This is a genomic window from Duganella paludis (assembly GCF_054461335.1).
Window position 1 is genome coordinate 3,129,719 of sequence record NZ_CM136922.1, and the last position, 12,134, is coordinate 3,141,852.

10 protein-coding genes are annotated in these 12,134 nt (G+C 66.2%); 4 read left to right on the top strand and 6 right to left on the bottom strand.

Going from position 1 to position 12,134, the window contains the following annotated elements; translation table 11 throughout:
* Positions 1-29: 29 nt before the first annotated feature.
* A complete protein-coding gene (gene rarD, locus ACXZ1M_RS14040) occupies positions 30-905 on the bottom strand; it encodes an EamA family transporter RarD (protein WP_459053744.1) in 876 nt (291 codons plus the stop codon).
* Between the two features lie 195 nt (positions 906-1,100).
* Here rarD and ACXZ1M_RS14045 point away from each other — a divergent pair, with 195 nt between their 5' ends.
* Positions 1,101-2,981, top strand: a complete 1,881-nt coding sequence (locus ACXZ1M_RS14045; protein WP_459053745.1) for a potassium transporter Kup — start codon at positions 1,101-1,103, stop codon at positions 2,979-2,981.
* A 114-nt stretch (positions 2,982-3,095) separates the two neighbouring features.
* Complete coding sequence (locus ACXZ1M_RS14050; RefSeq protein WP_459053746.1) at positions 3,096-3,947, top strand: FKBP-type peptidyl-prolyl cis-trans isomerase; 852 nt, start codon at positions 3,096-3,098, stop codon at positions 3,945-3,947.
* 42 nt (positions 3,948-3,989) lie between these two features.
* On the opposite strand, the gene ACXZ1M_RS14055 is transcribed toward ACXZ1M_RS14050, so the two are convergent.
* The 3 genes from ACXZ1M_RS14055 to ACXZ1M_RS14065 are packed head-to-tail and all read right to left on the bottom strand — an operon-like array spanning position 3,990 to position 8,381.
* Positions 3,990-6,380: an ABC transporter permease gene (locus ACXZ1M_RS14055; protein WP_459053747.1), complete on the bottom strand. Its 2,391-nt coding sequence runs from the start codon at positions 6,378-6,380 to the stop codon at positions 3,990-3,992.
* A complete protein-coding gene (locus ACXZ1M_RS14060; RefSeq protein ID WP_459053748.1) occupies positions 6,380-7,060 on the bottom strand; it encodes an ABC transporter ATP-binding protein in 681 nt (226 codons plus the stop codon). Before ACXZ1M_RS14060 ends, ACXZ1M_RS14055 begins: the two co-directional genes overlap by 1 nt.
* 31 nt (positions 7,061-7,091) lie before the next feature.
* A complete protein-coding gene (locus tag ACXZ1M_RS14065; protein ID WP_459053749.1) occupies positions 7,092-8,381 on the bottom strand; it encodes an efflux RND transporter periplasmic adaptor subunit in 1,290 nt (429 codons plus the stop codon).
* Between the two features lie 163 nt (positions 8,382-8,544).
* On the opposite strand from ACXZ1M_RS14065, the gene ACXZ1M_RS14070 reads away from it, so the two are divergent.
* Positions 8,545-10,005: a sigma-54-dependent transcriptional regulator gene (locus ACXZ1M_RS14070; protein ID WP_459053750.1), complete on the top strand. Its 1,461-nt coding sequence runs from the start codon at positions 8,545-8,547 to the stop codon at positions 10,003-10,005.
* Positions 9,995-11,200: a sensor histidine kinase gene (locus tag ACXZ1M_RS14075; RefSeq protein WP_459053751.1), complete on the top strand. Its 1,206-nt coding sequence runs from the start codon at positions 9,995-9,997 to the stop codon at positions 11,198-11,200. The genes ACXZ1M_RS14070 and ACXZ1M_RS14075 overlap by 11 nt, the downstream gene beginning before the upstream one ends.
* 9 nt (positions 11,201-11,209) lie before the next feature.
* Here the strand turns inward: ACXZ1M_RS14075 and ACXZ1M_RS14080 are convergent, their stop codons facing one another.
* A complete protein-coding gene (locus ACXZ1M_RS14080; RefSeq protein WP_459053752.1) occupies positions 11,210-11,662 on the bottom strand; it encodes a GNAT family N-acetyltransferase in 453 nt (150 codons plus the stop codon).
* A gap of 41 nt (positions 11,663-11,703) precedes the next feature.
* Positions 11,704-12,129 carry an organic hydroperoxide resistance protein gene (locus ACXZ1M_RS14085; RefSeq protein ID WP_459053753.1) on the bottom strand — a complete coding sequence of 142 codons (426 nt, stop codon included), beginning with the start codon at positions 12,127-12,129 and terminating at the stop codon, positions 11,704-11,706.
* Between the last annotated feature and the right edge of the window lie 5 nt (positions 12,130-12,134).

The following is a 12,134-nucleotide window of genomic DNA, read 5'->3' on the forward strand; positions in this document are numbered from 1 at the left end:
AGGATACGATAAATCGCGTCATCTTCCCACTATTTAGCGCGTTTGCTCGCCCACAGCCCTTCGGCCACGTACAGCAGCAGCGCCGCCCAGATGATCAGGAAGCCGGTCAGGCGCTCGACCGGGAAGGCTTCGTGGAACACCCACACGCCCAGCAGCGCCTGCATGGTGGGCGACAGGTATTGCAGCAGTCCCAGCACCGCCATCGGAATCTTGCGCGCGCCGGCCGCGAACAGCAGCAGCGGAATCGCGGTGATCGGCCCGGCCGCCGCCAGCAGCCAGCGGGTGCGGTCGTGCGGCGTGTTGAGGAAGGTGTTCTGGCCGTGATAGCTCAGCCACAACACATACGCCAGCGCCAGCGGGAACAGGATCATGGTTTCCAGCGACAGGCCTTCGAGCGCCGCCAGCGCCGCCGTCTTGCGCAGCAGGCCGTAGCCGCCGAAGGTGATGCCTAAAATTAAGGCAATCCACGGCAGCTGGCCGGCCTGCCAGGTCAGCCAGGCCACACCGCCGGCCGCCACCGCGATCGCCAGCCACTGGCCGCGCCGCAGGCTTTCCTTCAGCACCACCACGCCCAGCAGCACATTGACCAGCGGATTGATGAAGTAACCGAGGCTGGCGTCGAGCACGTGGCCGTTGTTCACCGACCAAATATACACGCCCCAGTTGGCCGTCAGCAGCAGGGCGCTGGCGATAAAGCTGGCCAGCACGCGCGGCTGGCGCAGCACCCTGGGCAGCCATTTCCACTGCTGGCGCACCCCCAGCACCACCACCAGGAACAACAATGACCACAGCATGCGGTGCGCCAGGATTTCCTGCGGCGGCACTTCGTTGATGGCGTGGAAGTACAGCGGGAACAGGCCCCAGCACAGAAACGCCAGCGTCGCAAATAAAATACCTGAATTCATGGGGCGCAACGCAGAAAAGTAAGGGAAGGTCGATCATTATCGCTGATCGTCCCGAACTGCGCTCGCGCTCGCGTTCGCGGCGGCGTACACTCTCACTATTGACCATTTGGAACGCCTGCGTATGCCAAAATCTACTTGCCTTTTGCATAGTCTTATCCTATTGTGCAATGCACCAAAACAACAACAGGTGCAATCTTGACCGAGCAACACAAGAAAAGCAGTCTCGCGGCACTCACGCTGTCGGCTGTCGGCATAGTCTATGGCGACATTGGTACCAGCCCTCTCTACACCCTCAAAACCGTCTTCGATCCCGAGCATGGCCTGGCGCTGAGCGAGGGCAATCTGCTGGGCATCGTCTCCCTGATTTTCTGGGGCCTGACCATCATCGTCTCGCTCAAATACGTCAGCCTGGTGCTGCGCGCCGATAACCGCGGCGAGGGCGGCATCATGGCGCTGATGGCCTTGGCGCTCAACTCGGTCAGCAAGGTCGCGCAAGGCTGGCACTATCCGCTGATGCTGCTGGGGGTGTTCGGCGCCACCATGTTCTACGGCGATAGCGTGATCACGCCCGCCATCTCGGTGCTGGGCGCGATCGAGGGCCTGGAAGTGGCCGCGCCGGGACTGGAGCAGTACATCGTCCCGCTCACCATCATCGTGCTGATTACCCTGTACGCCATGCAGCGCCACGGCACCGCCGGCATCGGTCGCTTCTTCGGCCCGATCATGGTGGTGTGGTTCGCCGCGTTGTCGGTCATGGGCGTGGTCAACATCATCGAAGCGCCGCAAATCCTGGCCGCGCTCAGTCCCTTCCACGCGCTGCGCTTCATGTACGAAAACCGCATGATCGCCTTCGTCGCGCTGGGCGCGGTGGTGCTGTCGATGACGGGCGCCGAGGCGCTGTACGCCGACATGGGCCACTTCGGCAAGAAGCCGATCCGCGCCGCATGGTTCATGGTCGTGTTCCCGGCGCTGGCGCTGAACTACCTGGGCCAGGGCGCGCTGCTGCTCACGCGTCCGGAATCGGTCGACAATCCCTTCTTCCATCAACTGGGCGACTGGAGCGTGTATCCGCTGGTGGTGCTGTCCACGCTGGCGGCGGTGATCGCCTCGCAGGCCACCATCTCCGGCACCTTCTCGATGACCAAGCAGGCCATCGCACTGGGCCTGCTGCCGCGCATGCGCGTCATGCACACCTCGGCCACCGAAATCGGCCAGATCTACATCCCGGCGGTCAACTGGCTGCAACTGGGCGTGGTGCTGCTGGCGGTGGTGGGCTTCGGCTCCTCCGACAAGCTGGCCGGCGCCTACGGCATCGCGGTCACCGCCACCATGCTGGCCACCACCGTGCTGACCTTCTTCGTGATCCGCTACCGCTGGCACCTGCCGCTGGTGCTGTGCTTCGCCGCCACCGGCTTCTTCCTGGCGCTCGATATCCTGCTGTTCTCGGCCAGCACCCTAAAGCTGTTCCACGGCGGCTGGTTCCCGCTGCTGCTGGGCGCCGTGCTGTTCACCGTGATGCTGACCTGGAAGCGCGGCCGCGAGCTGGTGTTCGAAAACCTGCAAAAGCACGCGATTCCGCTGGAAGACTTCCTGTCCTCGCTGTTCGTGGCGCCGCCGACCCGGGTGTACGGCACGGCCGTGTTCCTGCGCGGCGAAAGCGACGGCGTGCCGCACGCGCTGCTGCACAACCTGTCGCACAACAAGGTGCTGCACGAGCGCGTGGTGTTCTTCACCGTGCACGTGGTCGAGGAGCCGTGGGTGCCGGAGGCCGAGCAGGTCAAGGTGACGGATTTGGGCCACCAGTGCTATCAGCTCAACGTCTACTACGGTTTCAAGGACGAACCGGACATCCCGCGCGTGCTGGCCTTGTGCGAGTGCCTCGGCCTGCCGTTCGAGATGATGGAGACCTCGTTCTTCATCGCCCGCCAGACGGTGATCTCGGCGCCGGGTTCCGGCATGTCGACCTGGCGCGAGCACCTGTTCGTGGCCATGTCGCGCAACGCGCGCGGCGCCGCCGACTACTACCAGATCCCACCGAACCGCGTGATCGAACTTGGCACGCAAGTGGAAATTTGAATACAAATAAATGTAACTGAATGTAGTGCCCGGAGTGGAAGTGGCGCCGTCTGCTAAACTTCTGCGCCGGGACTACCGAATACGCATACTCATCAAAGGTAAATAATGAAATCGATGTTGCAATTTATCGCCGTTGCGGCCTGCGCAGCGGTGTTGACCGCCTGCGGCGGCGGCGCCAAGACTCCGACCGAGGTGATCGTGCCGCAACCGGACTACAAGCTCACCACCACCGCAGTCGGCAGCGGCCTGACCGCGGAGGCGGGCGACACCGTCGTCTACCATTCCGTAGGCTATCTATACGACTCGACCAAGACCGACGGCAAAGGCACCAAGGTTCAGAGCAGCGTGGACGCCGGCGCGCCGCTGAGCGGCACCGTGGGCGTGGGTGCTCTGCCGGGCGGCAATCTGCCGGTGGCTACTGGCTGGGATCTGGCGCTGCTGGGTATGCAGCCGGGCGGCAAACGCATTGCGGTGTTGCCGGCCAGTTTGGCCTTCGGCGCCTACGCGCTCGATAAGACCAATACCAACGGCGTCATCGATCCCGCCATCCCTGTAAAGTCGCCGATGGTGGTTGAGTTCACGATGGTCAATGTCACCAAGGCCGTCACGATTCCTAGCGTGCCACCGCCGACCGTGACCACCATCACCGAAGTCGCTATCGGCACCGGCGCCACGGCGACAGTCGGCAAAGCCGTCACCGTGCGGTATACCGGCTGGCTGTATGACGGCACCCGCGCCAACCGCAAGGGTACGCAGTTCGACAGCAACGTCGGCGGAACCGCATTGTCCGTCACCGTGGGTACCGGCGTGGTGGCCGGCTTCAGCACCGGCTTGACCGGCATGCAGGTGGGCGGCAAGCGTACCGTGATCATCCCGCCGGACCAGGGCTACGGCGCGGACGTGAAAACTGGCATCCCGGCCAACTCCACGCTGGTGTTCGACATCGAACTGCTGACCGTGAACTAAGCAAGCGGTATCGGTAAGAAGGCAGCCTGCGGGCTGCCTTTTTTATGTGCGCAGCGCTTGCACCGGCGCCATGCGCATCGCCGACCACGTATGGCGCGCGGTGGCCGCCGCCGCCACCAGCAGGGCGAAGCCCAGCGCCGCCGGCGGCGCCCAGGCGCCGAGCGGCGTGCGCTCGGCGAACGGCGCCAGATAGTGCGCGATCGCCAGCCAGGCCGGCGGCAGCGCGATCAGGGCCGCCGCCATCGTCAGCAGCAGGAACTCGCGCCCGACCAGCGTCGCAATCGCCGCGCCGCCCGCGCCATGCAGCTTGCGCAGCACGATCTCGCGCGCGCGTCGCTGCACGCTGTGCGCCGCCAGCACGTAGATGCCGAATGCCGCCAGCATCAGCACCACCGCCGTGGCGCAGGCCAGCAGGCCGGCCACCAGGACGTCGTCCGCATAGGCCTCGGCGTAATAGCCGGCGGCGTGCCGGATCACCGGCGCCTGCGTGGGGAAGTAGCGCTGCCATGCGCTGGCGATCGCCTGCTCCACGCCGGTGCCCGCGCTGCCGACGTCATTGAGCCGTACGGTGAGCAGGCGGCTGTCCTGCGACAGCACATACATCAAGGGCGCGGCCTGCTCGCGCAGCGTGTGCCAGCGCAGCTCCGGCGCCACGCCCACCACGCGCAGATTGCTGTCGTTGATGCGCTGGCCCAGCGCTTCCTGCGCCGAGGACCAGCCCAGCGCGCGCACCGCCGCCTGGTTCAGCACCGCGCTCTCTTCGCCGTCGGTTTGGAACATGCGGCCCGCCAGCGGCTTTACGCCGTAGACCTGGAAAAAGTCCTTGCCCACCATTTGCATCGGCATCGCCACGTTGCTGCCGTCGATCCGTTTGAACGTGCTGCTGGAGCGGGTGCCGGTATGGTCGTCGCGGCCCGGCACGCTGCGGCTATCGGCCACGCCCGCCACGCCGGGCAGTTGGGCGATGGCGTCGCGCAGGGCGCGCGCCGCCGGTTGGTTGATGTCCTGCTGCATCTCCACCACCAACAGCGGCGATGGATCGAAACCCGGCGATGCGCCGGCGGCAAACTGCGTCTGCCACAGCATGGCCAGCGCCACGCTGCCCATGCCGATGGCAACGCTGAACTGTACGGCGGTCAGCGCGCGCCGCAACCATGCGCCGCCGGCGGTTTCGCCGCTGCGCTGCGCCAGCGTGGCGCGCATGTCGACGCCGCGCGCCAGCCAGCCCGGATACGCGCCGGCCGCCGCGCCCACCAGCGCGCCGAAGGCCAGGCAGGCCGCCACCGAGAGCGGTGTCAGCACGCCCTCCAGTTGCCGTTGCAGCAGGCCGGACGCCAGCGGCAGCAGCAGCCACGCCAGCAGCACGCCCAGCGCGGCGGCGGCCACCGACAATAGCACCGCCTCGGTCATAAACTGCGCCAGCAGCTGGCGCGTGGACGCGCCCATTACGCGGCGCACGGCGATCTCGCGCTGGCGGCGCAAGGTGCGTACCGTCGCCAGGTTGATGTAGTTGACCACGGCCAGCAGCAGGACCAATACACCGGCCGCGCCGAGCGCCAGCACCTGGCGCATGTCGCCGCGCGGGCCGGCGCCCATGGTGTTGGCCACGCTGCGATCGAAATAGGCGTCGGCCAGCGCGCCAAGGCCGATGTCGACCATCTTGCGTCCGCCCAGCGCCACCTTCATCTCCGGCGTCGCCATGCTGGCCCACGGGGCCTGATCGATGACTTTTTGCAGCGCCGCCTGCAGCTGATGCGGCGGAAGGTTGGTCTTGACGTAAATGCGGCCGGCGATGCCCATCCAGTTGGATAGCGCTTCCTGCTTCTCCTTCTCGGGCCAGAGCGCGCTGCCGACGCCGACCAGCGCGCCGAATTGTATGGTGCTGTTGGATGGCCGTTCCGGCAGCATGGCGCGCACTTGCAGCGTCTGGCCGTTGACGACGACGGTGCGGCCCATGGCGTCGGCCCGGCCGAGCAGCTGCAGCGCCGCCTGCGGCGTCAGCGCCAAGCCGTCCGGCATGGTCAGCGCCTGCTGCAGATTACCTTGCGTGGCGCGCAGGCTGGCGATGCTTTCGAACGCCGGATCAACCGCCGTGACGTCCACTTCGCGCGCCGCGCCGTTCTGTTCCAGTGTCGCCGTGCGCGGCCACCAGGCGCTCACTTGCAGCGGCAGTCCGCTTTGCAGGGCAACGCCGCGTAGTGCGAACGGCGTGTACTCCATCCATTGCGGTTGCGGGATGAAATTCAGGCGGTGCTTGATGATGTACACGCGCTCCCGCTGCGGCACATCGCGGTCGTAGCTGAACGAATACTGCACGAACGCCAGCAGCACGAAGCACACGGCGAATGCGGCCGCAAGGCCGAGCAGCTCGACGGCGCTGTTGAGCGGCTGGCGCAGCAGCAGGCGCCAGCCGAGGCGGAGGTTGCGCAGCATTATGCCGCTTGCAAGGCGTCGACCATGACGCGGCCGTCCAGCAGATTCAGGGTGCGCGAGGCTTGCGCCGCATGGTCGGGCGAGTGGGTGACCATTACCACCGTCGTGCCGTCGGCGTTGATCTCGCGCAGCAGGCGCATGACTTCATCGCCATGGGCGCTGTCCAGGTTACCGGTCGGTTCATCGGCCAGCAGCACGGCGGGGCCGGAGACCAGTGCGCGCGCGATCGCCACGCGCTGCTGCTGGCCGCCGGACAGCTGCGACGGCCGGTGGCTGGCGCGATGGCCCACGCCCAGTTTGTTCAGCATCGCCGTCACGCGCTCGCGCCGTTCGCGCGCCGGCGTGCCATTGTATTCAAGCGCCAGTTCCACATTTTCGAACACGGTCAGTTCTTCGATCAGGTTGAAGCTCTGGAAGATGAAGCCGATGCGTCCGCGCCGCAGTTTGTTCAGCTGCGCCTCGCTCCAGCCGGCCACGTTCTGGCCTTCGAACCAGTACTCGCCGCGCGTCGGCACGTCCAGCAGACCGAGGATGCCGAGCATGGTCGATTTGCCGCAACCGGAAGGGCCGGTGATGGCGACGTATTCACCCGCCTCGATGTGCAGGTCGATACGGTCCAGCGCCGTGGTCTGGATTTCTCCCGCTTGGTGGATTTTGCTGATGCCGACGAGTTTGAGCATGTGGGGGTACCTTGGCTAGTGTAGTGAGAGGTTACTGCGTAATTTGCAGACGTGGTGAATTTCCATAGGCCGCATAGCTGGACAGGATGACTTTTTCGCCGGCGGCCAGGCCGGCCAGCACTTCGACCTGGCTGTTGCTGCGGCGGCCGATGCGCACCGTGCGGCGCTCGGCGTTGTGGCCGGCCGCGTCCAGCACATACACCCAGGCGCCGCCGCTGTCGTTGATGAAGGCGCCATTCGGCAGCAGCAGCGCGGTGGCCGGTTCGCCCAGCGTGATGCGCGCGTCCAGGCTCTGGCCGGGATTGAGCACCGGCGGCTGCCCCCGCGTGAACACCATTTCAACGGTAAAGCGGCCTTCCTTGATCTGCGGGTAGATGGTGCCGATGTCGGCGGCGTAGCTGCGGCCGTCCTGCTGCACGTTGGCGTGGCGGCCAACCGCCATGCGGTTCAGGTAGTACTCGTCCACGCTGGCGGAGAGCTTGAAGCGTTCCGGGTCGTCGATGCGGCCGATGTTCTTGCCGGTGGCGATGGACTCGCCCACCTGCAGGCGGAAATTGGTCAGCCTTCCCGCCACCGGCGCGCGCACGGCCAGCGCATCCACCGTGGCCGACACCAGCTTCAGGCCGGAGTTCAGGCCGTGGATGGCGGTTTCCAGCTGCTGCTCGGCGTCGTCGCGCACACGCAGCTCGGCGGCGCGCGATTGCTGTTCCTGCGTGAGGGCGCGCTGCTGCTGCGCCAAGCGGTCGGCCGATTCCTCCAGCGCGACACTGGATATATAGCCTTGCGCCGCCAGCTTGACGTTGCGCGCGTGCTGCTTGCTGGTTTGATCGAGCGCGAACTGCAGGTCGTCCAGGCGGCGCTGGTGTTCGCTGGCGCTGGCCTGCTGCGACACCCGCAGGTTGGACAGGTTGAAGATGCTGACCGCGTGCTCGGACTGCCGCGCCAGCAGTTCCAGGTTGCGCTGCGGGTTGGAGATGCGGAACAGCAGCTGTCCCTGTTTCACCAGCGCGCCGTCGCTGGCGAAGACTTCTTCCACGCGTCCCGATTCGACGGCGTCGAGGATGACGGAGTTGAGCGGTTCGGCCCTGGCGCGCACAATCACTTCGTCCACGAACACGCCGCGCGCGGCCTGGCCGGTGCGCAGGTCGGCGCCATCGATCTGCAGGCCGCGCGGCATCCATGACCACAGTACGGCGCCGGCGGCGGCCAGCGCCACCAGCACCGCCGCAATGATGGCGATACGCTTGCCGTGACGGCGCGGCACCACCGCATCCATGCCGGAGCCATTGTGCGGTGGGATGGTCTCGAATTTTTTTTTCATGTGCATACGGGGCTTACTGCAAACGCTGTGCCATGCTGAAAATGCGGTTTTCAGGCCTTGCGGGCGGCCGAGTGTTCATTTCCGGACACCCGGCGCTGTTCACTAGCGAACAGGCGCCGCAGGTGGTCATTTACAGGGTCCAGACGGCTGCTAGAATGGCCGCATGTCCGCCTATATCCTGATCCTCGACGACGACCCCGATGTCGCCACCGCCGCGCAACTGCTGCTGCGCCGCCGCTATGGCCAGGTCGCCACGTTGAGCGATCCCGCAGGCCTGCCCGCGCTGCTGGCGCGTGCGGTGCCAGACGTGGTGCTGCTGGACCTGAACTTCACGCCGGGCCGCATCAACGGCGCGGAGGGCCTGGCGCTGCTGGACCAGTTACGCGCGCAGGCACGGCCTCCGGCGGTGATCGCGATGACGGCGTATGCCGACGTGCCGCTGGCGGTGGAAGCGCTGAAGCGCGGCGCGGGAGATTTCATCACCAAGCCTTGGGACAATGCGCGCCTGATCGCGGCGGTGGACCAGGCGCTGGCGCGGCGCGAGGCGGTGCGCGGCGGCGCGGCCGGCTCGCCGGAGTTGATGGGCGACTCGCGCGCCATGCAGGAGTTGAAGGGCTTGATCGCCAGCGTGGCGCCGACCGAGGCCAATGTGATGGTGCTGGGCGAGAACGGCGTCGGCAAGGAGCTGGTGGCGCGGGCGATCCACGCGGCGTCGCGCCGCGCGGCGGGCACGCTGCTGGCGGTGGACATGGGCGCTTTGCCCGAGTCGACTTTCGAGAGCGAGTTGTTCGGGCATCGTAAGGGCTCATTTACGGACGCCAAGGCCGACAGGGCGGGACGCTTCCAGGCGGCGCGCGGCGGTTCGTTGTTCCTCGACGAAATCGGCAACATGCCGTTGGCCGCGCAGGCCAAGCTGTTGACAGCGCTGGAGCGACGCGAGGTGACGGCGATCGGCGCCGACAAGCCGGAGTCCATCGATGTGCGCATCATCAGCGCCACCAACCTGGATGAGGCGCGGCTGTTCGATCCCTCGGTGTTCCGCGCCGATTTGCTGTTCCGGCTGAATACCATCGTGATCCGCGTGCCGCCTTTGCGCGAGCGGCGCGAGGATGTGCCGCTGCTGCTGCGTCATTACCTGCGCGTGTATGAGGAACAGTATCAACGGCCGCTGCGCAATATGAGCGCTTCCGCCGCCGATGCATTGATGCGCTACGATTGGCCGGGCAATGTGCGCGCGCTGAGGCATGCTTGTGAGCGCGCCGTGATCCTCGGTCAAGGCCTGGAGTATGCGATCAACGATTTCGGCCTCTCGGCCGGGAGCGCAGTCGCGCCAGCCGCTGCCGGCGCCGGCGCTGCGGGCAGCATGGTGGGCGCGGTGGCCGCAGCGGGCAACGTGGCTGCATTGCCGGCAGGGGCTGTGGGCGCCGAAGCGCCGGTCATCGCCTCGGCGCCGGCTATCGCCATGCCGGTCGCTGCGGGCGCCGATCTGACGCTGGACGCTATCGAGCGCGCGGCCATCGCCGCCACACTGGCGCAGTTCAACGGCAATATCAGCCACGCGGCGAAAACGCTGGGCATCAGCCGCGCGGCCTTGTACCGCAAGCTGGGCAAGCATGGCATCTGAACGCGCGCTCAAGTGGGGCGTGCTTGCCGGCGCCGCCGGACTAGCCGCATTGGCCGTCGCGGCGGATGTGCTGTCGCCCGAACCGCGCCGCATCGTCCTGTGCGGCCTGCTCGCGCTGGCGCCCGCCGCCTTGTTTTGGCGCTGCCTGCGCCGGCTGTCGCTGCCCGCGCCCTACATGGAAAGCGCTTCACACCCGGTCACCCCGCAACGCGAACTGGCCGACGCCATGCTGGCGCTGGAGGCCCGTCTCGAACACGCGCCAATCGCGTTGTTCAGCATCGAACACGCCAGCGGTGCGGGCGCGGCCGCACCACTGAACGCCAGCGCGCGCCGGTTGCTGGCCCCCGGCCGCGCCAGCGCGCCGCAGCAGCTGCATCAACTGCTGGCGGCGCAAGCCAGCGGCCAGCGCAAGCTGGTGAGCTTCGACACCGAACGCGGCGCCGAACGCGCGTTGGTCGCCGTCTCCGCCCTGACCATGCAAGGCTCGGCCCAGCGCCTGGCCGCGCTGATGCCGGTGGAAAGCGAACTGGAAGCGGAAGCCCTCAACGCCTGGCGCGAGCTGGTGCAGGTGCTTACCCACGAAATCATGAATTCCCTGACGCCGGTGGCTTCGCTGTCGCGCACTTCGTGCACGCTGCTGGAAGAAGCCAGCGGCACGCTGCCGGCAGATATCCACGCGGACCTGAACACGGCACTGGACGCCATCGCCCGCCGCGCCGCCAGCCTGGTGGACTTCGTCGGCAGCTACCGTAGCTTGTCGACCGTACCGCAAGCGCAGGCGCAGCGGGTGCTGCTGGAAGAATTGTTTGAACGCCTGGCGGCGCTGCTGGAACCGCAGTGGCAGGGCAAGCTGACGTTCTCGGTGGAGCCGGCGTCGCTGGAAGTGATGATCGATCCCGGCCAGCTGGAACAAGCCCTCATCAACCTGCTGAAGAACGCGGCCGAAGCGGGCACGCAGGCGCAAGTGAGCGCGCGCCTGAGCCGGGGTGGCAGGCTGCGTATCGAAGTATCGGACAATGGCCCCGGCGTGCCGGAAGCCCTGGCTGCGCACATCTTCACGCCGTTCTTCTCGACCAAGAAGCAGGGCAGGGGCATAGGACTGGCGATGGTGCGCCACCTGGTGCACGCCAATGGCGGCACGGTACGTTACGCGCGCCCGGTCGGCGCCGGCGCGCGCTTCATCCTGACGTTTTAACGAACGAGGTTAGCGCACCATATCGACGTGCATGATGCCGTCTTCGTCGTAAGGATCGGTCACGGTCTTGAAACCGAAGCTGCCGTAGAATTTTTCCAGATGCGCCTGCGCGCCGATGCGGATGCCCCAGCCGGGATGCAGCTGTTCGGCCAGCGGAATCGCCTTGGCCAGCAGTTCGCGGCCGATGCCGGTGCCGCGACCGGCCGGCGTGGTCAGCACGCGGCCCAGCGACATTTCGTCGAACTTCACGCCCGGCGGCACGCAGCGCAGATACGCGACGAGCGTGCGCCGGCCGTCGATCTCGCGCCAGCCCATCAGGTGATGGCAGAGCGGATCGCAACCGTCGATGTCGGGATACAAACAGGTTTGTTCAAGAATGAATACCGCTTGCCGCTGGCGCAGCACTTCGTACCAGTCGGCGCGTGGTATATCGTCAAAAGCCAGCCAATGCCACTCAATCATTGCTTCTCTCAGTCGTGATCAAAGCAATGATTGTATGTGAATTAAACGATGGTCAGCGTGACGTCGATGTTGCCACGGGTGGCGTTCGAGTAAGGGCACACGATGTGGGCTGCGGCGACCAGCTTTTCAGCGGTTTCGCGGTCCAGGCCTGGCAGCGAGATTTTGTGCTCGACTTCGATGCCGAAACCGGTAGGGATCGGGCCGATGCCGACCGAGGTTTCCACCGACAGGTCGGCAGGCACGGCGATCTTGTCGCGGCCACCAACGAATTTCATCGCGCCGATGAAGCAAGCGGCGTAGCCCGATGCGAACAGCTGTTCAGGATTGGTGCCGTCGCCGCCGCCGCCGCCCAGTTCTTTCGGGGTGCTCAGCTTGACGGACAGGTGACCATCCGACGATGCGGATTGGCCTTCACGGCCGCCGGTGGTTTTAGCGTGTGCGGTGTACAGAACTTTTTCGATCGACATGATAT